Annotated in this window: 20 protein-coding genes; 15 read left to right on the forward strand and 5 right to left on the reverse strand. The window is 72.4% G+C overall.

Annotated elements, in window-relative coordinates; all coding sequences use genetic code 11:
* Positions 1-18 precede the first annotated feature (18 nt).
* The 6 genes from PCA76_RS05235 to PCA76_RS05260 all read left to right on the forward strand — a co-directional run bounded on the left by PCA76_RS05235 (position 19) and on the right by PCA76_RS05260 (position 7,165).
* Positions 19-1,266 (forward strand): histidine kinase, encoded by a 1,248-nt coding sequence (locus tag PCA76_RS05235; protein WP_272615679.1) that lies wholly within the window; start codon positions 19-21, stop codon positions 1,264-1,266.
* Positions 1,263-1,913, forward strand: a complete 651-nt coding sequence (locus PCA76_RS05240) for a response regulator transcription factor (RefSeq protein ID WP_272615680.1) — start codon at positions 1,263-1,265, stop codon at positions 1,911-1,913. Before PCA76_RS05235 ends, PCA76_RS05240 begins: the two co-directional genes overlap by 4 nt.
* A 76-nt stretch (positions 1,914-1,989) precedes the next feature.
* Complete coding sequence (locus PCA76_RS05245) at positions 1,990-3,066, forward strand: hypothetical protein (RefSeq protein ID WP_272615681.1); 1,077 nt, start codon at positions 1,990-1,992, stop codon at positions 3,064-3,066.
* Between the two features lie 56 nt (positions 3,067-3,122).
* Positions 3,123-4,583 carry a sigma 54-interacting transcriptional regulator gene (locus PCA76_RS05250; protein WP_272615682.1) on the forward strand — a complete coding sequence of 487 codons (1,461 nt, stop codon included), beginning with the start codon at positions 3,123-3,125 and terminating at the stop codon, positions 4,581-4,583.
* Positions 4,584-4,585: 2 nt separating this feature from the next.
* Complete coding sequence (locus tag PCA76_RS05255; protein ID WP_272615683.1) at positions 4,586-6,538, forward strand: vWA domain-containing protein; 1,953 nt, start codon at positions 4,586-4,588, stop codon at positions 6,536-6,538.
* Between the two features lie 165 nt (positions 6,539-6,703).
* On the forward strand, positions 6,704-7,165 hold the full coding sequence (locus PCA76_RS05260) for a hypothetical protein (RefSeq protein WP_272615684.1): 462 nt from the start codon (positions 6,704-6,706) through the stop codon (positions 7,163-7,165).
* 123 nt (positions 7,166-7,288) lie between these two features.
* Here PCA76_RS05260 and PCA76_RS05265 read toward each other — a convergent pair whose 3' ends face one another.
* Positions 7,289-8,278: a GlxA family transcriptional regulator gene (locus PCA76_RS05265; RefSeq protein WP_442930200.1), complete on the reverse strand. Its 990-nt coding sequence runs from the start codon at positions 8,276-8,278 to the stop codon at positions 7,289-7,291.
* Between the two features lie 71 nt (positions 8,279-8,349).
* Between PCA76_RS05265 and PCA76_RS05270 the strand changes: the two genes are divergently transcribed.
* Positions 8,350-9,654 carry an MFS transporter gene (locus tag PCA76_RS05270; RefSeq protein ID WP_272615686.1) on the forward strand — a complete coding sequence of 435 codons (1,305 nt, stop codon included), beginning with the start codon at positions 8,350-8,352 and terminating at the stop codon, positions 9,652-9,654.
* 19 nt (positions 9,655-9,673) lie between these two features.
* Here the strand turns inward: PCA76_RS05270 and PCA76_RS05275 are convergent, their stop codons facing one another.
* Genes PCA76_RS05275 through PCA76_RS05285 form a run of 3 tightly spaced genes read right to left on the reverse strand, consistent with a single transcriptional unit; the run spans position 9,674 to position 11,243 of the window.
* On the reverse strand, positions 9,674-10,387 hold the full coding sequence (locus PCA76_RS05275; RefSeq protein ID WP_272615687.1) for an RICIN domain-containing protein: 714 nt from the start codon (positions 10,385-10,387) through the stop codon (positions 9,674-9,676).
* 48 nt (positions 10,388-10,435) lie between these two features.
* Entirely contained in the window at positions 10,436-10,720 is a 285-nt protein-coding gene (locus PCA76_RS05280) for a DUF427 domain-containing protein (protein ID WP_272615694.1), read from the reverse strand.
* A gap of 52 nt (positions 10,721-10,772) precedes the next feature.
* Positions 10,773-11,243 carry an aminoacyl-tRNA deacylase gene (locus tag PCA76_RS05285; RefSeq protein WP_272615696.1) on the reverse strand — a complete coding sequence of 157 codons (471 nt, stop codon included), beginning with the start codon at positions 11,241-11,243 and terminating at the stop codon, positions 10,773-10,775.
* A gap of 93 nt (positions 11,244-11,336) precedes the next feature.
* Between PCA76_RS05285 and PCA76_RS05290 the strand changes: the two genes are divergently transcribed.
* From PCA76_RS05290 to PCA76_RS05325, 8 genes are all read left to right on the forward strand, one after another.
* Positions 11,337-12,734, forward strand: a complete 1,398-nt coding sequence (locus tag PCA76_RS05290; protein ID WP_272615697.1) for an FAD-binding oxidoreductase — start codon at positions 11,337-11,339, stop codon at positions 12,732-12,734.
* On the forward strand, positions 12,731-14,074 hold the full coding sequence (locus PCA76_RS05295) for a class I SAM-dependent methyltransferase (RefSeq protein WP_272615699.1): 1,344 nt from the start codon (positions 12,731-12,733) through the stop codon (positions 14,072-14,074). The genes PCA76_RS05290 and PCA76_RS05295 overlap by 4 nt, the downstream gene beginning before the upstream one ends.
* A gap of 103 nt (positions 14,075-14,177) precedes the next feature.
* Positions 14,178-14,735, forward strand: a complete 558-nt coding sequence (locus tag PCA76_RS05300) for a winged helix-turn-helix domain-containing protein (RefSeq protein ID WP_272615701.1) — start codon at positions 14,178-14,180, stop codon at positions 14,733-14,735.
* Entirely contained in the window at positions 14,728-15,591 is an 864-nt protein-coding gene (locus tag PCA76_RS05305; protein ID WP_272615703.1) for an SRPBCC family protein, read from the forward strand. Before PCA76_RS05300 ends, PCA76_RS05305 begins: the two co-directional genes overlap by 8 nt.
* A gap of 165 nt (positions 15,592-15,756) precedes the next feature.
* Positions 15,757-15,990 (forward strand): zinc-ribbon domain-containing protein, encoded by a 234-nt coding sequence (locus PCA76_RS05310; protein ID WP_112582338.1) that lies wholly within the window; start codon positions 15,757-15,759, stop codon positions 15,988-15,990.
* A gap of 307 nt (positions 15,991-16,297) precedes the next feature.
* Positions 16,298-18,553: a putative bifunctional diguanylate cyclase/phosphodiesterase gene (locus PCA76_RS05315; RefSeq protein WP_272615705.1), complete on the forward strand. Its 2,256-nt coding sequence runs from the start codon at positions 16,298-16,300 to the stop codon at positions 18,551-18,553.
* A gap of 50 nt (positions 18,554-18,603) precedes the next feature.
* Positions 18,604-19,362: a MerR family transcriptional regulator gene (locus PCA76_RS05320; protein ID WP_272615706.1), complete on the forward strand. Its 759-nt coding sequence runs from the start codon at positions 18,604-18,606 to the stop codon at positions 19,360-19,362.
* A gap of 91 nt (positions 19,363-19,453) precedes the next feature.
* On the forward strand, positions 19,454-20,224 hold the full coding sequence (locus PCA76_RS05325; protein WP_272615708.1) for a hypothetical protein: 771 nt from the start codon (positions 19,454-19,456) through the stop codon (positions 20,222-20,224).
* 7 nt (positions 20,225-20,231) lie between these two features.
* On the opposite strand, the gene PCA76_RS05330 is transcribed toward PCA76_RS05325, so the two are convergent.
* Complete coding sequence (locus tag PCA76_RS05330; RefSeq protein WP_272615709.1) at positions 20,232-21,563, reverse strand: serine hydrolase; 1,332 nt, start codon at positions 21,561-21,563, stop codon at positions 20,232-20,234.
* Positions 21,564-21,725: the final 162 nt, after the last annotated feature.

Consider the following 21,725-nt stretch of genomic DNA (forward strand, 5'->3'; position numbering starts at 1 on the left):
CGGCAGCACAATGACGAGGTGACCCTCCGAGCGGCGCTGGCCCCACTGGTTGCCGGCTCCACCTGGCGACGCGGCGTGTTCCTGCTGCTGGGCGGGGTGCTGGCACTGCCGTACGGGCTGCTCGCGGTGACCTTCGCCCAACTGATCGCCGACTCGGCGATCCCCCGCCCACTGGTGTACGCCCTGCTGGTGATCGCGCTGCTGATCGCCGTGGTGCCGCTGCTGCTCGACGGCAGCCGGGCTCTGGAGGTCGCCGCCGTACGGGCGTTGCTCGGCGTCGACCTGCCCGAACCCGCGCCGGGGCACCGCGGCGACCGGGAGACCCGGCTGCGCAGCGCGCTCTGGATCGCCACCCACCTCATCGTCGGCGGGCTGGTGATGACCGCGCTGTTCAGCGCCCTGCCGATGGCGCTGGCCTTCATCGCCCAGCAGTTCGGCGTCGGCGCCGAGCTGACCAGCCGGGAACAGTTCGGCCCGCTGGACGGGCGGGACAGCGGCTGGTTGACCCTGACCGGGGTGGCCCTGCTTGTCGGCCTCGGCTACGCCGTCGCCGGGCTCGGCGCGCTCGCCGTGTCGATGGCGCCGGTGCTGCTCGGCCCGGCTCCGGCGGAGCGGATCGCCGCCCTCGAAGCGCAGGCCACCCGGCTCGCCGAACGCAACCGGCTGGCCCGGGAGCTGCACGACTCGGTCGGCCACGCGCTGACCGTGGCCACCCTTCAGGCCGGGGCCGCCCGCGAGGTTCTCGACACCGACCCGGAGTTCGTCCGGCGGGCGCTCAGCGCCATCGAGGAGACCGGACGGACCGCCATGGACGAGCTGGACCACGTGCTCGGGCTGCTCCGGGAGACCAGCAGCGACCGGCCGGCGGTGGCGCCGCAGCGTACCCTCGACGACCTGGACCGGTTGGTCACCGACGCCCGCGCGGCCGGGCTGGCGGTGCACGCGCATCGCGTGGGCGACCCGGCGCGAGTGCCCGCGGCCGTCTCCCGGGAGGGCTACCGGATCGTCCAGGAAGGACTGACCAACGCCGCCCGGTACGGCCACGGGCCGGTGACGCTGCGACTGGACCTGCACCCGGGGGCACTGGAGTTGGAGCTGGTCAACGCGGTGGGCCCACCCGATCGCACAGACCCGACCCGAGGTGGCCGGGGTCTCGACGGCATGCGTGAGCGGGTGCTGCTGCTCGGCGGCCGGCTCACCGTCGGCCCGGACGGCGACCGGTGGCTGATCCGGGCCCGCCTGCCGTACGAGGAGACGACACGATGACCACCGGCGTGCTCATCGTCGACGACGACGAACTGATCCGGATCGGGCTGCGGGCCATCATCGACGCCCAACCGGACCTGTGCGTGCTCGCCGAGGCCGCCGACGGCGCCGAGGTGCCGCCGCTGGTCGCCCGGCACCGGCCCGACGTGGTCCTGATGGACGTGCGGATGCCCGGCATCGACGGCATCCAGGCCACCCGGCATCTGCTGGCCACCTCCGCCGACCCGCCCCGGGTGCTGGTGGTGACCACGTTCGCCAACGACGAGTACGTCTACGAGGCGCTGCGCGCCGGCGCGTCCGGCTTCCTGCTCAAACGGGCTCGGCCCGCCGAGGTGGTGGAGGCGGTCCGGGTGGTCGCGGCGGGGGAGTCACTGCTCTTCCCGGCCGCGATCCGCCAGCTGGTCGGGGCGTACGGGCCGGTCGGCGGCGACCGGCTGCGTGCCGCCCGGCTCACCGAGCGGGAGGCGGAGGTGCTGCGGTTGATGACCACCGGCAGGTCCAACCCGGAGATTGCCGCGCACCTGGTGGTCGGGGTGGAGACGGTCAAGACGCACGTCGGGAACGTGCTGGCCAAGCTGGGCGTCCGCGACCGCACCCAGGCGGTCATCGCCGCCTACGAGTCCGGCTTCGTCACCCCGGCCGGCTGACCGGTCCCGCGTGTGGGGGAGCCGGTTCACCGTCGCCCGGGAGGGCACCGACCGCCCGCGGGCCGAGGCTGAGAGCATGACAACGGTCACTGCCTCCCCACCCCGTACCGACTCACGTTGGCCGGACCGGCTCGCCCCGCTGGCCGCCGGTTGGCTCGGCCTGTGGGGCGTACTCGCCCTGCTCAGCACGCTCACCGGCGCCGGCTACCCGTTCGGCGCGAACGACCACCACGGCGGCGACGTCAGCCTGCTCCGCCTCGTGCCGGTGGAGGTGTCCACCCCGCTCTTCGCCGGCGTACTGCTCACCGCAGCGGTGGCCGCCCTGGCCATGAGCCGTCCGGCGGCGCGCCCGCCCGGCCCGCTGCGGGCACTGCTCGCCGGCTACGGCTGGGCGGTCGCGTTCGTGCTCGTCATGGTCGTGCCGGATGTCCGGGTGCTGCTCATGCTCGGCTACCTGCCGATACTGATCGTCGGGGCGCCGTTCGGCTGGCCGCCGGTCGACTACTCCGACCTCTTCAACTGGGCGCTGTTCGGCCGGTTCGCGGCGCTGGCCGGCGGGCTGCTGTTGGTCGGGGCGGTGCTCGCCTGGCAACGCCGTACCGCCGGGGCCTGCGTCGGCTGCGGCCGCGCCGACACCGGCCGGGGTTGGACCACCCCGGCCGCCGCCACGTGCTGGGGCCGGTGGGCCGCCTTCATCGCCGCAGCCATTCCGTTGACGTACGCGTTGACCCGGTTCGCCTGGGCGGCCGGCATCCCACTCGGCATCTCCCGGGAGTTCCTGACCGAGATGCAGGACACCGGGCTGGTCTGGGCCGGGTTCGGGCTGGGCGCGTTCGCCACCGTCGGCGCGATCCTCACCCTCGGCCTGGTGCAGCGCTGGGGCGAGCGGTTCCCGCGCTGGATGCCCGGGCTCGCCGGCCGTCGGGTGCCGGTGAAGCTGGCCGTGGTGCCGGCCACCCTGGTCGCCATCGCGGTGACCGCGGCCTCACTGGGGCTGCTCAGCAACCCGGAGTTCTGGCGGCTGACCGGCGGATTCAGCATGACCGGGGCGCCGATGCTGCTCTGGCCGCTGTGGGGCGTGGCGCTCGGCGCCGCCACCTACGCGTACCACCTGCGCCGCCGTGGAGCCTGCCGGCGCTGCCGCCGGGGCTGAGGGTGGTAGTGGGGGTGCCCCTGATGCCCGGGGCACCCCGGCGAATGTGAGCTAGCGTGGGTCGGGTGACTGCGCCTACCCCGGTAAACCCGGTTCCACCGGCCGACCTGCCCGGCACGCTCGGCGCGCTACGGGCGGCCGGTCACCAGTACCGCACCGTCAAGCAGGAACTCCGCGACAACCTCCTGGCCCGGATGCGCTCCGGCGAGCCCCGTTTCCCCGGCATCGTCGGCTACGACGACAGCGTGCTGCCCGAGGTCGAGCGGGCACTGCTCGCCGGGCACGACATGGTGCTGCTCGGCGAGCGCGGCCAGGGCAAGACCCGACTGATCCGCTCGCTCGGCGCGCTGCTCGACGAGTGGACGCCGGTCATCCCCGGTTCGGTGCTCAACGAGCACCCCCTGCACCCGCTCACCCCGGCGTCCCGCGCCCAGGTCGCCGAGGCCGGCGACGACCAGCCGGTCGGCTGGCTGCACCGCTCGATGCGCTACGGCGAGAAGCTGGCCACCCCGGACACCAGCGTCGGCGACCTGATCGGTGACGTCGACCCGATCCGGATCGCCCAGGGCCGCACCCTCGGCGACCCGGAGACCATCCACTTCGGGTTGGTGCCCCGCACCAACCGGGGCATCTTCGCCGTCAACGAGCTGCCCGACCTGGCCGAGCGCATCCAGGTGGCCCTGCTCAACGTGCTGGAGGAGCGGGACATCCAGGTCCGCGGCTACCAGCTACGGCTGCCGCTGGACCTGCTCCTGGTGGCCAGCGCCAACCCGGACGACTACACCAACCGGGGCCGGATCATCACCCCGCTCAAGGACCGGTTCGGCGCGGAGATCCGCACCCACTACCCGGTCGACCTGGAGTTGGAGCTGGCGCTCATCCGGCAGGAGGCCGACCTGGCCGCCGAGGTGCCGGAACATGTCCTGGAGGTTCTGGCCCGGTTCGCCCGTGCGGTGCGGGAGTCCCCGTCGGTGGACCCGCGCTCCGGTGTCTCCGCCCGGTTCGCCATCGCCGCCGCCGAGACGGTCGCCGGCGCCGCGCTGCGTCGCGCCGGCCTGCTCGCCGCTTCCGGCACCTCGGAGGAACGCCGCGAGGCCGCGGTGGCCCGGGTCGGCGACACGGTGTCGGTGACCAGCACCCTGCGCGGCAAGGTGGAGTTCGAGAGCGGCGAGGAGGGGCGGGAGATCGAGATTCTCGCCCACCTGCTGCGTACCGCGACCGCAGAGACGTTCCGGGCCCACCTCGCCGGACTGGACCTGTCCGGCTTCACCGCTCTCGTCGAGGAGGGTGCGGCGATCGAGACCGGTGAGCTGGTCGGCGCCGCCGAGCTGCTGCGCCAGGTGGGCACCGTGCCCGGGTTGGCGAAGGTCCTCGACCGGCTTGGCCTGGGCGACGCGCCCACCCCGGAGGAGGCGGCCGCCGCCGTCGAGTTCGTGCTGGAAGGGCTCTACCTGACGCGCCGGCTCGGCAAGGACGTCACGGATACCGGGCGCACCGTCTACGGCGGCCGGGGCTGACCGTGGCCGGCAACCGGTTCCGGTACGGGCAGTGGAACGGCGGGCCTGACCCGCTCGCACCCCCGTACGACGTGCGCGAGGCGGTGGACGCGGTCGGCGCCGAGGTGCTGGCCGGCGGCAGCCTGCGGGAGGCGCTGCGCGACCTGCTGCGCCGTGGCCCGCAGGGACGGGGTGGGCTGGACGACCTGGCCGCCCGGGCTCGACGGCTGCGCCGGGAGGCGCTTCGTCGGGGTGACCTGGATGGCGCGGTGACCAGGGCACAGGCCCTGCTCGACCAGGCCCTCGCCGCCGAGCGGGACGAGCTGCGGGGCCGCGCGGACGACGACGCGCGGTTCGCCGAGTCGGTGCTGGACAACCTGCCCCGCTCGACCGCGCGGGCGGTGGAGGAGCTGTCCGGCTACCAGTGGGCCAGCGAGGACGCCCGCCGCTCGTACCAGCAGATCCTCGACCAACTCCGGGACGACGTCCTCGGTCAGCGGTTCGCCGGGCTGCGTGACGCGGCGCGCGCCTCCGCCGACCCGGCCGTCCAGCGGCGCCTCGCCGAGATGATGGGCGACCTGAACGACCTGCTGGCCCGGCACGGCCGCGCGGAGGACACCACCGACGCGTTCGCCGAGTTCATGCGCAGACACGGCGACTTCTTCCCGGAGAAGCCGTCGACCGTCGACGAGCTGATCGACGTACTGGCCCGCCGCTCGGCGGCCGGTGAGCGGCTGATGAACTCGCTCTCCGACCGGCAGCGCGCCGAGCTGGCCGGTCTGATGCAGCAGTCGCTCGGCGACCGCCTCGCGGGGGAGTTGTCCGCGCTCGACGCGAACCTGCGGGCACTGCGACCCGATCTGCGCTGGGGGCGCGGCGAGCGGGTCCGGGGCGAACAGCCGCTGGACTACGCCGACGCGGCCGGCGCGCTCGGTGAGATCGGCGAGCTCGACGACCTGCTGGACCAGCTCGACCAGGAACACCCGGGGGCGACCCTGGACGACGTGGACGTCGACGCGGTGGCCCGCACGCTGGGCCGCGACGCGGCCGACGACGTACGCCGGCTCCGGGATCTGGAGCGGGAGCTGCGGCGGCAGGGTTGGGTGAGCCGGGACGCGGAGGGCCTCACGCTCAGCCCGAAGGCGCTGCGCCGGCTCGGCGGGACCGCGCTGCGGCGGGTCTTCGCCGATCTGACCGCCGGGCCGCGCGGCCAGCACGACCTGCGCTCGGCGGGGGCCGCCGGCGAGGTCAGCGGCGCGTCCCGACCCTGGGAGTACGGCGACGAGCAACCGTTGGACGTGGTCCGGACGCTGACCCGGGCGGTCAGCCGGGCCGGACCGACGGTTCCGGTGCAACTCGCGGTGGACGACTTCGAGGTGGTGGAGACCGAGAAGCGGGCCTCGGCCGCTGTGGTGCTCTGCGTCGACCTGTCGTACTCGATGATCTCGCAGGGTCGTTGGGGGCCGATGAAGCAGACGGCCCTTGCGTTGGCGCACCTGATGGAGACGCGCTTCCCGCAGGACGCTCTGCAGATCGTGGGCTTCGGCCGGGAGGCGACGACGCTCACCCAGCAGGAGTTGGCCGCCATCGAGCCGGACATGCAGCAGGGCACGAACCTTCAGCACGCGCTGCGGTTGGCGGGTCGGCACCTGCGCCGGCACCCGGACGCCGAGCCGGTGGTGTTGGTGGTCACCGACGGGGAGCCGACGGCCCACCTGGACCCGGACGACGGGGAGGCGCTGTTCCACTGGCCGCCGCTACCGGAGACGATCGAGGCGACGGTCCGTGAGGTGGACCGGCTCAGCCGATACGGCGCCACGCTCAACCTGTTCATGCTCGGCGACGACCCGGGCCTGCGGCGCTTCATCGACGCGGTGGCCCGCCGCAGCCGAGGCCGCATGTTCACGCCCGACACCGACGACCTCGGCGAGTACGTCGTCTCCGACTACCTCCGCTCCCGCCAGCCCCGCCGCTGACCCCCACCCCCGCCCTCCCCTCCCCGCCCCCGCCCCCGCCCCCGCCCCCGCCCCCGCCGATCATGGAGTTGTGGTGGGGGACGAATGCCTCCCGTCCGGGTGAACCGGGCACCACAACTCCATGATCGACGGGGTGGGCGGGGGTGGGGCGGGTTGACTGAGGGGATGGAGAGCGGGGGATTGCGGCGGGCTTATGGCGCGTTGTTCGGGGAGGTCGACGCCGGGGGGTTCGGTCCGGCTCCGGAGGGTCAGCTCAGTGCCGAGCAGATCGTGGCGCATCTGGTCGCCAACGACGAGCTGATGATCCAGGCCACCGAGGCGCTGCTGGCCGGTTCGACGTTCGCCTACTACGACCTGGATGACATCCACCGTCCGCAGCTCGACGCGCTCGCCGCCGAGCAGGGCGGTCTGCGCGGCCTGACCGCTCTGCTGCACGAAACCAGCGAGCGCTTGTGCGGGCTGGTCGACCGGCTCGGCCTGGCGGCGGAGACCTCGGTCGAGACCCACCTACGCGAAGGCTTCGACCTCATCGTCGACGAGCCGTTGCCCTGGTCACGCACCCTCGACCTGCACGCCCGAGTCCACCTACCCAAGCACCAGGCCCAACTCCACCTTCTCCGCCCCTGACCCCCGCGCCGCCCCCACCCCCGCCCCTGCCCCCGCGATCTTGCACTTCCTGTCGCGACAAAGGTGGCATAAGGGGCAAGGCGGCGACCGTAAGTGCAAGATCGCGCGCGGGGGGGCAGGGGGTCAGGTTTCGATTCGCTCGGGGCGGGGGTGGAAGGTGCGGCGGTACGTCGACGGGGCTACGCCGATGCGTTGGTGGAGCTGTTGGCGTAGGGCGGCGGTGGTGCCGAAACCAGAGCGGTGGGCGATCTGGTCGACGGTGAGGTCGGTCGTCTCCAGCAGCAGCCTCGCGTGGTCGGTGCGCTGTTGCAGCAGCCACTGCGCCGGGCTCAGGCCGGTCTCCGACCGGAAGCGGCGGGTGAAGGTGCGCACGCTCACCCGCGCCTGCTCGGCGAGGTCGCGCAGGGCGATCGGCTCGTGCAACCGCTGCCGCGCCCACTCCCGGGCACCCGCAGTGCTGGTGTCGGTGGCCTTCGGCACCGGCCGTTCGATGTACTGCGCCTGGCCGCCGTCCCGCCACGGCGGCATCACGCAGCGGCGGGCCGCCCGGTTGGCCACCTCGCTGCCGTGGTCGAGTCGGATGATGTGCAGGCAGAGGTCGATGCCGGCGGCGACTCCGGCTGAGGTGAGCACCCGGTCGTCGGCGATGAAGAGCACGCCCGGGTCGAGGTCCACCCGGCCGTGCAGGCGGCGGAACTGCTCGGCGTACGCCCAGTGGGTGGTCGCCCGACGCCCGTCGAGGAGCCCGGCGGCGGCCAGCACGAACGCCCCGGTGCAGATCGACATGATGCGGGCGCCCCGCTCGTACGCCGTCCGTAGCGCCTCGGCCACCTCGGGCTCGACGGTGCCCGAGGTCAACGCACTGCCGTCGTGGATGCCGGGGACGATCACCGTGTCGGCGGTGTCGAGTAGCTCGATCCCATGGTCGGGGAGCACCTGGAAGCTGGCGGTGCTGCGGACCGGCCGCCCGCCCGGGGTGCACACCCGGACGTCGTAGAAGTGTGTTTCGTCGGCGGCCCGGGCGGTGCTGAAGACCTGCGACGGGGTGCCGAGGTCCAGGCCGACGACCTGGTCCAGGGCGAGTACGGCGATCCGGTGCGGGCGGACGGTCATGGCCCGATTATTGCGCATGATGGCTTTCCGGCCACTCGTCGCCGTGATCCGCCCCCGCCCAGACTTGTCGCGTGACCAAGAACCGCCGCCTGCATCCCGCCTGGCTGGTCGCCGCCGTCGCCTTCGTGGCGCTGGTCGGCGCGGCCGGCTTCCGGGCCACCCCGTCGGTGCTGCTGCACCCGCTGCACGAGGAGTTCGGCTGGCCACTGGCCACGATTTCCGCGGCCGTCTCCGTCAACCTGCTGCTCTACGGGCTCACCGCGCCGTTCGCGGCTGCCCTGATGGACCGGTTCGGCATCCGCCGGGTGGTCTCGGTGGCGTTGTTGCTGGTCGCCGCGGGCAGCGGACTGACGGTCTTCATGAGCGCCAGCTGGCAGCTGCTGCTCTGCTGGGGTGTCCTGGTCGGGCTGGGTACCGGCTCGATGGCGCTGGCGTTCGTGGCCACCATCACCGGGCGCTGGTTCGTGCACCGGAGGGGCCTGGTCACCGGAGTGCTGACCGCCGGTGGGGCCGCCGGACAGCTGGTGTTCCTGCCACTGATCGCCATCCTAGTCCGTGACCACGGCTGGCGTACCGCCGCACTCGTCGTGGCCGGAGCCGCGCTGGCGGTCGTACCCCTGGTGGTGTGGTTGCTGCGGGAGCACCCGGCGGATCTTGGCCTGCCCGCCTACGGGGCGACCGAGGTCGTCGCGGCGCCGCCGACGACCGGCGGCGCGGCGACCCGGGCGCTGGGTGCCCTGGCGACCGCGGCCCGGACCCGGCCGTTCTGGCTGCTGGCCGGGGGGTTCGCGATCTGCGGCGCGACCACCAACGGACTCGTCGGTACGCATTTCGTGCCGGCCGCGCACGACCACGGCATGGCCCAGACCACCGCGGCCAGCCTGCTCGCGCTGGTGGGGCTCTTCGACATCGTCGGGACCATCGCCTCCGGCTGGCTAACCGACCGGGTGGACAGCCGGTTGCTGCTCGGCATGTACTACGCGCTGCGCGGGGCGTCCCTGCTGGTGTTGCCGAGCCTGTTCTCCGGCACCGCCGAGCCGAGCATGCTGGTGTTCATCGTCTTCTACGGCCTGGACTGGGTGGCCACCGTGCCGCCGACGGTGGCGTTGTGCCGGGAATACTTCGGTGGCGCCGGAGCGGTGGTGTTCGGCTGGGTGTTCGCCGCCCACCAGCTCGGCGCGGCGGTCGCCGCGACCGGTGCGGGGCTGGTCCGGGACCGGCTCGGCGACTACGCGATGGCCTGGTACGTGGCGGGCGCCCTGTCGATCGGTGCCGCAGGGCTGTCGTTGCTGCTGCTCCGGCGACCGGGCCGGCCGGTGCCGGAGGCCGTGCTGGCCGCCGCGACCGCGCCCAGGGCCTGGAGTTTCCGGGGCTGAGACGGCATGGGTCGGCCGGTCAGCCCAGGGTCCACTGCTGGGCTGGCCGGCCGTCGCAGGGCCGCTGCCGGATCTCGTCGCCGGCTTCGACGCCGTCGTCGTCGGCCTGGGCGCACTTGTCGCTGTGCGCCGCGACCAGCAGCACCGGGCCGGTGCCGGTCGCGCCGAGCCGCCACTGCTGGTTGGCCTCGCCGTGACAGGGGAACTGCTGCAACCGCGCGCCGTCGTCCCGACTGCCGCCCTCGACGTCGAGGCACTGCCCGTGCGCGGCATTGGTCAACGTCAGCACGTTCGTGCCGGCCGGGCTGAACACCCACTGCTGCTCCGGGCCGCCGCTGCACGCGGCCAACTCGGCCTCGGCCTTCTCGCCGTCGCCGTCGAGCCCGAGGCAGAGCCCCGAGGCGGCACGCAGCACCTTCGGCCCGGTGGGTGGGGTGGCCGGGGTGCTCGCCGACGGGCTCGGTGACGGCTCGGCCGGCGTGGTCGGGCTCGGCTCGGCCGCCGGGCCGGTGGGATCCGCCGCGCTGGACGGTGCGCCGACCGTCGCCGGCACGGCCGGCTCGTCGTCACCGTCGAGCAGCCCGGTGGCGAAGACCACCCCTAGGAGTACGCCGACAACCCCGACCGCCAACGCGACCCGCAGCAGCGGATCGGCCAGCGGCCCGGGGCGGGGCGCCTGGCGACCGCCGTAGATGGTGCCGGCGGGGTCGGGGCGTTCCTCGGGCGCGGACATAGGCGCCATCCTCACCCACGGCGGCGCGCCGTAGCCAGCCCGGCGGGGTCAGTCGACGACCCGGACGTCCTTCCAGAACGCCACCCGGTCGCGCACCATCTCGGCGTCCGGCTTGGGCTCCGGGTAATACCAGACCGCGTCCTCGCTGGTGCTGCCCTCGTGTTCGAGGGTGTAGTACGAGGCGGTGCCCTTCCACGGGCAGACGGTGTGCGTCGCGGACTCCCGGATCAGGTCGTCGCGCAGGGCCGAGCGGGGGAAGTAGTGGTTGCCCTCCACCAGCACGGTGTCGTCGCTCTCGGCGACGATCAGGTCGTTCCAGACGGCTTTCGGCATGCGACCAACACTAGGCCGCGCCACCGACGTCGGCAGTGGTTGGTGCCGAGGTTCAGCGGGTGGGTTGCGGGTCGGTGACGTCGGCCACGGTGGCGTCGAGGGCGGTGATCGCGGCGTCGGCGTCGACCGCGATGGCGAGGCCGCGTTCACCGGCGCCCAGGGTGATCTCCCGGCCGCGCAGTCGCTCGTCGGCGATCACCGGCCAGGCCGTGCTCGCGCCGAACGGGGTGATGGTGCCGCGTTCGTAGCCGGTGGCGGCCAGGGCGCCCGCCGCGTCCGGCATGGAGAGTCGGTGCACCCCGAGCAGGGCGCGCAGCTTGGGCCAGGAGACCACCCGGTCGCCGGGGGTGAGCACGAACAGATGGTCGTCGGCAGCGCGGCGGACCACGATGGTCTTGACCACGTCGGGGATGGCCACGCCCCGGACTGCGGCGGCCTCCGCGAGGCTGCCGACCGCGCCGTGACTGACCAGTCGGTACGGCAGCTGGGCGCCTTCCAGGGCGGCGATCGCGGGCGATGGCATGCCCGCCACGGTAACCGCCGGGCATGTCGCGGGACGGGAAACTCCCACCGTTGACATCCCACGGTTTCGTGGATGCGAGCGTAAGGTGATCACATGCGCGCTGAGCGTGTGGATCACCCAATTGACCATCATCAAGCGGTGGACACGCTGCGGCGGTCGTACGCCGCGGTGCCCACGGGTGAGCCTGTCCGGCTCGCCAAACGGACCTCCAACCTGTTCCGTCCCCGATCCGCTCCGCGGGTTCCGGGGCTCGACGTCAGTGGCCTGAACGGCGTGCTGTCGGTCGACCCGACCGCCCGCACCGCCGATGTTCAGGGCATGTGCACCTATGAGGATCTGGTCGACGCGACGCTGCCGCACGGGCTGATGCCGCTGGTGGTGCCGCAGTTGCGCACCATCACCCTGGGCGGCGCGGTGACCGGCCTCGGGATCGAGTCGACCTCGTTCCGCAACGGCCTGCCGCACGAGTCGGTGCGGGAGTTGGACGTGCTCACCGGCTCCGGCGAGATCATCACCGCCCGACCGGACGGCGAGCACGCCGACCTGTTCACCGCGTTCCCCAACTCGCTGGGCAGCCTCGGTTACGCCACCCGGTTACGCATCGAGCTGCAACCGGTCGGCCGGTACGTGGCGTTGCGCAACGTCCGGTTCACCCAACTGGAGGCGCTCACCGACGCGATCGCCGAGGTCAGCGCGACCCGGTCCTGGGCCGGGGAGCCGGTCGACGCGATGGACGGGGTGATGTTCAGCCCCGGCGAGGCGTACCTGGTGTTCGCCACGTTCACCGACACGGCCGACCCGCCGAGCGACTACACCGGCCAGGCGATCTACTACCGGTCGCTGCGCCAGCGCACCCGGGACGTGCTCACCGCGTACGACTATCTCTGGCGCTGGGACACCGACTGGTTCTGGTGCTCGGCGGCGTTCGGCGCGCAGCACCCGGTCGTGCGCAGGCTCTGGCCGGCGCGTTACCGGCGCAGCGACTTCTACCACCGGCTGGTCCGCCTTGAGCATCGGCATCAGGTGGCGGCCCGGATCGACCGGCTGCGTGGGCAGCCGGCCCGGGAGCGGGTCGTGCAGGACGTGGAGATCCCGCTGAACCAGACGGCCGACTTCCTGCGCTGGTTCGCGGACAGGGTGGGGATGAACCCGGTGTGGCTGTGCCCGCTGCGACTGCGGGAGGCGACGGGCCCCGGCTCGGCGCGGTCGTGGCCGCTGTATCCACTCCACGCGGGGCAGGACTACGTCAACATTGGGTTCTGGGGGAGCGTGCCGATCGCACCGGGCGCCGCCGACGGCGACGTCAACCGCACGATCGAACGCAGGGTGTCGGAGTCGGGCGGGCACAAGTCGCTCTACTCCGACGCGTACTACGACCGGGACGCCTTCGATCGCCTGTACGGCGGCGATACGTGGCGCGCGGTGAAAGACCGCTACGACCCGGACCACCGGCTGACGGGACTGTACGAAAAGGCGGTAGCACGAGCATGAGCCTGACTGACAGAGATCAGGGGGCGGCGAGCGTCCCCGCCACACCGCCAGCGGGGGGCGGACGCACGGCTCCGACCGTGGCGGATGTCATCCGCACGGTCACCACGGGGTCGTTGCCGGTGCGGATCACCGGGTACGACGGCAGCGCCGTTGGCCCGTCCGACGCCGGCATCACCCTGGCGATCCGTTCCGAGCGGGGTTTGTCGTACCTGCTCACCGCGCCCGGCGACCTGGGCATGGCGCGGGCCTACGTCAGTGGCGACCTGGCGTTGCAGGGGGTGCACCCGGGCGACCCGTACGAGGCGCTGCGGGTGCTCAAGGACGAGCTGCGGGTGCGCCCACCGTCGCTGGCCGATGGGCTGGCGCTGGTCCGTGGGCTGGGTTGGGAGCGGCTGATGCCGCCGCCGGCCCCACCGCAGGAGGCGCAGCCGCGGTGGAAGCGGGTGATGAACGGGCTGCGGCACTCGCGGGTCCGCGACAGCACGGCGATCTCGCACCACTACGACGTCTCGAACGCCTTCTACGAGAAGGTGCTCGGCCCGTCGATGACGTACACCTGCGCGGTCTACCGGTCTCCGGACGACACGCTGGAGCAGGCCCAGGCCGCGAAGTACGACCTGGTGGCCGGCAAGCTGGCGCTCAAGAAGGGGATGCGGCTGCTGGATGTGGGCTGCGGCTGGGGTGGCATGGTGCGGCACGCCGCACGCGAGTACGGCGTGAAGGCGCTCGGGGTGACCCTGTCGAAGGCGCAGGCGCAGTGGGCGCAGGCCGCGATCGAGCGGGAGGGGTTGACCGGGCTGGCCGAGGTGCGGCACATGGACTACCGGGACGCACCGGCGGAGCAGTTCGACGCCATCTCGTCGATCGGGTTGACCGAGCACATCGGGGTGCGCAACTACCCGGCCTACTTCGGGGCGCTGCGTGATCGGCTGCGGCAGGGCGGGCGTCTGCTCAACCACTGCATCACCCGCGCGGACAATCGGGCGCCGCACCGCTCCGGCGCGTTCATCGACCGGTACGTCTTCCCGGACGGGGAGTTGGCCGGTCCGGGCCGGCTGATCAGCGAGTTGCACGACGCCGGGCTGGAAGTGCACCACGAGGAGAACCTGCGCCAGCACTACGCGCTGACGCTGGCCGCCTGGTGCCGCAACCTGGTCGAGCACTGGGACTTCTGCGTCTCGGAGGTGGGCGCGGGCACTGCCCGGGTGTGGGGGCTGTACATGGCCGGGTCGCGGATGGCGTTCGAGCGCAACGGCATCCAGCTGCATCAGGTGCTGGCCACCCACAACGGCCCCGAGGGTGTGAACGGCTACCCGCTGCGGCCGGACTGGCTGCCGTGACCGCCTGCTGACTGCTGTCGCCCGAAGCCGCGCCGAGAAAGTTGGCGCGGCTTCTCGCGAACCGATTGACAAACTAATTTTGTACGTACAAACTGATTTTGCCATGAGAGACGTCCTGTACCTGGAACAGATCGAGCAGGCCGAAGTCCTGCTCAAGCCGCAGCGCGTCGAGGTGCTGCGGCAACTCGCCGAGCCGCGCACCTGCACCGAGGTCGCGGCCCGACTCGACCAGACGCCACAGCGCGTCTACTACCACGTCAAACAGCTCGTCGCGGCCGGGCTGGTCGAGCTGGTCAACGAGCGCAAGGTTCGCGGCATCACCGAGGGGATCTACCAGGCCGCTGCCCGGGCGTACTGGCTGTCCCCCCGGCTCGTCGGCCGGATCGGGCTGCGCCGGGCCCGCGACGAGCTGAGCCTGGGCTACCTGCTCGACCTGATGGAAGAGGTCCAGGCCGACATCGCCGCCCTGGACCGGGCGGCGCCCGAGCTGCCCTCGATCGGGGTCTCCGGCGAGATCCGGGTGCCGGCCGAGCAGCGCCAGGAGTTCCTGCACGACCTGCAAACCGCACTTCAGGACTTGTTCACCCGCTACGGCGGCAGCGAAGGAGATGCCTTCAAGCTCGCCGTCGCCTGCTATCCGAAAGGAAACGACCATGAGTGAACCGCTGAAGGTCCAGGCCCGACTCTCCGCGCCCGTCGGCCGCGTCCGCGAGGCCCTGACCGACCCGGCCGAGCTGCGTCTCTGGCTGGCCGAGCACGCCGAGGTCGAGCTGCCCCAGCGGTACGAGTTCTGGGGCCGCTACACGCCCGAGGGCGACGAACCACACCAGCAACTGCTGCACGCCGACGACGACACGCTGCGCTTCAGCTGGCTGCTCGACGGGGTGAAGACCACCACCGAGTTCCAGCTGACCGCCGAGGGCACGGACAACACCGTGCTGACGCTGACGCAGAGCCACTTCGACTTCGCGGAGGCGATGAGCGGCTCCAGCATCCGCGGCGTGCTCCAGACATACTGGGCGCTCGCCATCGCCAACCTGGCCTCCCACCTGGAGGGCCGGCCGCTGCTGCCCCGCACCGACTTCACCTCCGCCGAGCTGCGCGGCGAGCTGGTCATCGCCGCCCCCGCCGACAAGGTGTGGGAGTCGCTGACCGATTCCGAGCAGGCCAGCGCCTGGTTCGGGTTCCCGATCGGCATCGAGCCCTGGGTCGGCGGCCGGTACGCCATGGGTGGGTTCGACGCCGGCTACGCGGCCAAGGTGATCGACCTGGACCCCGGCCGGCAGATGTCCGTCGACTGGGGCCCCACCGGCGTGACGAGCTGGGAGCTGGCCGAGTCCGGTGGCCGGACCACGCTCACGTTCGTGCAGAGCGGCTTCGACGAGGCCAACCCCCCGTACGCGGCCTGGACCGGGTCGGTGGCCGGGCTGGCCGAGCTGCGGCGCTTCCACGAGGTGTCGGACTGGCAGCCGATCTGGCTCCCTGCCGAGATCCCCGGCCTGGAGCCCGCCAGCTGAGTCGCCTCGCCTTGATCGTGCTCGATCAGGGATGTAGTGGCCTCGATCGCTCCCGAGGGCACTACATCCTGGATCGAGCACGATCTTGAGCCAGCGGGCCGAGGTTGTCCTGATTCGTTGGCTGGATCTGGTGACTTTTCGGGGTTGAGTGGGTACTGGCGGGCGATGTTCTTCATCTTTGGTCTGCGTACCAAGGTCGACCGGTCCGGTGTCGTGCAGCAGGTCTGCCGCCACTGCGGCAACCAGGCCGCGCAGGTGATCACCCGTCGGTCGACGAAATTCACCCTCTTCTTCATTCCTTTGATCCCGATCCGCACCCGGTACGCGCAGCAGTGCACGTTCTGTGGGGCGGAGTACGAGATTTCCAAGTCCGACGCCGAGCGCCTTCCGGTCGGCTGATCCTTCGATGGAACGCTTCCTCTGCTGGCTGATCGGTCGACCATCGCCACCGGTCGACGCGGCGGTCCACACCGTTGCCCGCCCGCCCTGCACCCCCGGTCGGCGTAAACGCCGCCGCGCACGCCGCCCACTCCCCGGCACCACACTGCCCCGGTCACCCTGGAACCGCTCCGGCGGCCGCTGACCCTGGCCGGGCCGGCACGGGTGTCGGACCCTGGCGGCGTACCTGAGTGGTGGTTAGGCTTTCGGGGTTTGCCGTGGACCGGTCCTCCCGAGGGTGCACGCACGACGAAGAGCCGGAGCGACCGTGTCCCGTCAGGACGTGAAGCAGGCTGCGGGGAAGCTCAACCCCGCCGGTGCGTACGTCGCGGCTGGGGTCATCCTCATCGAGGCGTGCTGGCTGTTCGCCGCGTTGCCCGGCGCCGCGCTGGTCAGTGACCTCGGCGGGATGGTGGTGGCCGGCTGGGCGACGGTCGCGTGCGTCGGGGTGGCCCGTCGGCACCCGGCACCGCTGCGCCGGTTCTGGGCGCTGCTCGCCGTCACCATGGGGCTCGCCGCGCTGGGTCGGGCGATCTGGACGGTGCAGCGGCTCGTCGGCGGCGACCTGCCGCACACGCCGGTGGTCGGGGTGGTCTTCACCGCCGGCATCCTCACCGGAACGGCCGCGCTGCTCAGCTCGCCGTCCGCGCCACGGACCGCGGTCGGGCGGGCCCGTACGTTGCTGGATGGGGTGATCGTCGCGCTGGCCCTGGTGCCGATCGGTTGGGTGCTGGTCTTCCGCGGGGTGGCCGCCGCCGAGTTGGCCGACCCGGCGCGCACGCTGGGGCTGCTCTACCCGATGTTCGACCTGATGCAGCTCACCATCCTGGTCGCGGTCTCCGGCCCGGCCCGGCCGATGTGGCGGCCGATGACCGTCCTCGCGGCGAGCCTCACCCTGCGGGTCGTCGCCGACGTCGTCTACGTGTCGCTGGTCGCCCGTGCCGACTACGTGGCCGGTCACCCGATCGACCTGTGTTGGCCGCTGAGCTACCTGCTCATCGGCCTGGCCACCCGAAACCGGCCGCCGCCGGACTGCGACGGCACGGACGACACCGCCGAGTCGCCGTTGCCGCCCTGGTGGCGGGTGGCGTTGCCGTACCTGCCGGTGGGTGGGGCGATCATCGCGGTGGTGCTGGCCCGTCGACCCACCGGGCAGACCCCGCAGCTGGTCTTCGTGACCATGATGGTGTTGCTCGCGGCCCTCGCCGTGCGGCAGGGGTTGGCCGCCAACGAGAACCTGCGGCTGGTGGCCCGGCTGCGCCGGCTCGCGTACGGCGACCAGCTCACCGGGCTGCCCAACCGGCTGCTGTTCAACCGGCGGCTGCGCCTGGCCCTGCGTGATGGGCGGCCGGTGGCCGTGCTGCTCCTCGACCTGGACGGGTTCAAGCAGGTCAACGACCGGTTCGGGCACGCCACCGGCGACACTCTGCTGACCGCGCTGGCGGCCCGGATGCGGTCCGCCGTAAACGGCGACGGCACCATCGCCCGGCTCGGCGGGGACGAGTTCGCGGTGCTGGTCCACGGCGACCGCCCAGTCTCACCCGAGCGGCTCGCCGAGCGTCTGCTGGACGCGCTGCGGCCCTCCGACGGCGAGGAGGACGTTGGCGTGCACCCGTCGGCCAGCATCGGCATCGCCGAGTTCGGCCCGCAGCACGCCTCCCACACCGATCTGCTGCGCGACGCCGACATCGCCATGTACGCGGCCAAGGCGGCCGGGAAGTCCGCGTACCGGACGTGCACCCCGACGCTGCGCGAGTCGGCCGTCTCCCGCGCCGAGCTGATCGCCGACCTGCGCCGCGCGGTCGACGAGGAGCAGCTGCACCTGGAGTTCCAACCCATCGTCGACCTGGCCACCGGCGCGGTACGCAGCGCCGAGGCGCTGGTGCGTTGGCGGCACCCCCGCCTGGGGGTGCTGCCGCCGGCGAAGTTCCTGCCGCTGGCCGAGGAGACCGGGCTGATCCTGCCGATCGACCGCTGGGTGATCCACGAGGCGTGCCGGGCTGCCGCGACCTGGCGGGGCCGGGCGCCGGAGGCGACCGTCGCGGTGAACATCGCCGCCGCGCACCTGCGCCGGCCGGACCTGATCGCCACGGTCACCGCGGCCATCAGCGCCGCCGGGCTGGCGCCGCGGGCGTTGACGCTGGAGCTGACCGAGTCGGCGTTGATCGAGGGCACCGACGCGGTGCTGGAGCGGCTGCACCAGCTCCGGGAGCTGGGCATCAGGATCGCCATCGACGACTTCGGCACGGGCTACTCGTCGCTGAGCTACCTGCACCGCATCCCGGCCACCGAGCTGAAGATCGACCGGTCGTTCGTGGCTCGGCTGGGGACGGACGACCGGGCGTACGCCACGGTGGAGATGGTCACCCGCCTGGCCGGCGCGTTCGACCTGGCGGTGGTCGCCGAGGGGGTGGAGACCGAGCGCCAGCACGAGGCGGTCGCCGCGATCGGCTGCCCGCGCGGTCAGGGCTATCTGTACGGGCGGCCGGCCGGCCCGGCCATGGTGGGCCAGAATCGGGCTTGACCCTGACGTAGCGGCAGGCGGGAGCCTGGTTCCCGGAAGGGAGGGGAACCATGGCGTACACGGTGGGTCAGGTGGCGAAGGTCGCCGGGGTGACGGTCCGGACGTTGCATCACTACGACGAGATCGGGCTGCTCTCGCCGAGCGGGCGGACCTCGGCCGGCTACCGCCGCTACGACGACTCGGACCTGCAGCGGTTGCAACTCGTCCTGTACTACCGCGAGCTGGGTTTCCCGCTTGAGGAGATCACGGCGATCATCGACGACCCGGCGGCCGACCCGGCCGCGCACCTGCGCCGTCAGCACGAGCTGCTGACGGTCCGGGTCAAGCGGTTGCAGGAGATGGTCACGGCGATCGAATTCGCGATGGAGGCGAGCAAGGTGAACATCCAACTCACCCCGGAGGAGCGGTTCGAGGTCTTCGGTGACTTCACGCCGGAGGAGCACGAGGCCGAGGCGGAGCGGCGGTGGGGCGACACCGACGCGTACCGGGAGTCGAACCGGCGGGCCTCCCGCTACAGCAAGGACGACTGGCTGCGGATCAAGGCGGAGAACGAGGACTGGGGTCGGCGGATCGTCGCGGTGCTGGCCTCGGGCGCCCCGGCGGACAGCCCGGAGGCGATGGAGTTGGCCGAGGAGCATCGACAGATCATCGATCGCTGGTTCTACGAGTGCTCGTACGAGATGCAGACCGGGTTGGCCGACATGTACCTGGCCGACGAGCGGTTCACCGCGCACTACGAGAACATCGCCCCGGGCCTGGCGGCGTACCTGAACGAGGCGATCCACGCCAACGCGATCAGCCGCGCGTGACCGGGTGCGGTCCGGCTAGTCTGGCCGGACCGCATCGCGGTGAGCGTCGATCGGCGACCGGCCGATGGCGTGCCGCTCGGGGGAGATGACCGTGCAGAAGCCCAAGCTGATCGCCGCCGGCGCCGTCCTCGCCGTGGCGGTCGCCGCCGGGGTGTGGGCGCTCGTGGCCACCGGCGACGAACCCGACGCGGGCCGTCCGACGGCGTCAGCTGTCGCGACCGACCCGGTCGGTGTGCTGAAGGCCGCCGCCGCGAAGGCCGACGAGCAGCCGTACAAGCTGACCGTCGGCACCGGCGGCGCGGACGGCGACGCCACGGTGGTGCTCTGGGACCCGAAGGCGAAGCGTGGTCTGGAGACCACCTCGCTGAAGGTGCCCACCGGCGAGGTGAAGATCGAGCGGTTGACCACCGGGCCGGACGTGTACGTGCGGGTCACCGCCCCGGACCGCCGCGTCCCGGTCTGGGACGGCAAGACCTGGTGGCACGTGGGCGCACCGGGTGCGCCGGCGGCCAAGCAGGGCCTGGACAACACCCGGTTGGCCAGCACGCTGGCCGCGCCGGCGGGGGTCCGCGAGACCGGTGTGCGGGAGTACGCCGGCACGCTGGACCTGCGCGAGAGCAGCGCGGTGCTGGGCAGCGGTGTCGGCGGCGTGCTCGGTGACCGGGCCGGGGCGGTGCCGTTCACCGCGGCCGTCGACGAGCAGGGGCGGCTGGTCCGCTACCGCATCGAGCTGGCCAGCGAGCAGTCGCAGACCGCCCAGCTCGACCTGACGTACTCGGACTTCGGGCTGCCGGTGTCGGCCGAGCCGCCGGCGGCCGACCTGGTCGGCGAGGACCCGCCGGCGAACATTCCCGGCGCCTGACGTCGGCTCACTCCTCGACCGCGCCGTCGCTGGGGGTGACCAGGAAGTCGTAGACGGTGCGGGCCATCCGCCGGACCGTCTCGTCACCGGTGGCCATCGGCCCGGCGGTGAGGAACGCGACGGCGGTCTCGGTGCCGGGGATCAGGTAGTAGCCGACGTCGTGTGAGGCGTCCGGCAGGTCACCGGTCTTGTGGGCCACCGGCACCCCGGGCGGCAGCGCCGCCGGGATCTTGGTGTTCAGGGTCTGCTCCCGCATGAACCCGATCATCAGGTCGCGGGAGGCGGGGGTGAGGATCTCGCCGTCCCAGACCGCGCCGAGCAGGGACACCACGTCGTCCGGGCTGGTGTAGTTTTCCTCGCCGCGCTGCGCCGCAGCGCTGTCGAGCATCCTGCGGGCCAGGATGGTGGACCGCTGGTTCATCGAGTCGATGAGCGCGTTGACCGGGGCGAACCCGCCCAGGTAGGTGATCAGCACGTTCGCGGCGACGTTGTCGCTGTACTTGATCAGATACTGGGCGAGTCGATGCAGGGTGACCACCTGCGGGAACGTCTCGAACTGCAACTGGCCGGTGCCGCCGACCACGTCCTCCGGGGTGACCAGCACGCCGTCGTCGAGGGAGACCTGTCCACAGTCGACGCGGCGCAGCAACTCGACGAGGATCCACAGTTTGATCACGCTGGCCGCCTTGGGGCGGAGCGCGCCGTTGACGGCGATCTGCTGGTCGCCGTACCGGCCGGACAGATCCCGGACGGTGACCCCGGCCGGGTTGAGGCTCGCGTCGGCGACCACCCGGGCGAGCTGCCCGCTGAGCGGGAACAGCCGGGCTCCCGCGACCGGGTCGGTGGGCGGCTGCGGGCTGGTGACCACCACGCCGGTCAGCTCGACTGGCGGGCGGTGCCGTCGGATCACGTCGAGCGTGCCCTCGCTCCGCCCGACCAACGGCACCCGGTAGCGGTAGGCGGTGCCCCCGACGATGACCGCACCGCTGGCCACCCCGGCGGCGACCCGCATGTCCGGGTCGGCGACCCGGCCGGTGTCGCCGTCGCAGGCGCGGTAGCGCACGGTGTGCCCGAGCGAGTCCACCGCGAACACCCCGCCGGGGAACGACAACCAGGACACCTCACTGGTCGGTGCCCGCTCCGGCGTCGGGTCCACACCGGGCTCGTGGCTCTGCCCGTCCCCGTTGCCCGGCTCAACCCCGTACCCCGGCTCGGCCTGGGGGGCCGAATCCGCGCCGGGCCCGCGGCCCGGACCGTCCGCGGTGGCCGGCCCGGTCGTCGCGACCACGGCAAGCGCGACCGCCGCCGCCAGCCACTTCAGAGGTACGCGGACAGGCATCGCGAGTAGGGAAGATGAGCGCCACTTGTCGCTTTTTCTCACGTTTGCACGATATGAAGCGTCGGAGGTGGGTGGGGTCGCCGGGACAGGTGTCACCCGTCCGGGCGGCGATGTTCGCGCGAGCGTGATGCACACAGGCATAAAAATGACTCAGAGGCATCA

The sequence above is a fragment of the Micromonospora sp. LH3U1 genome, assembly GCF_028475105.1.
Taxonomy (GTDB): domain Bacteria; phylum Actinomycetota; class Actinomycetes; order Mycobacteriales; family Micromonosporaceae; genus Micromonospora.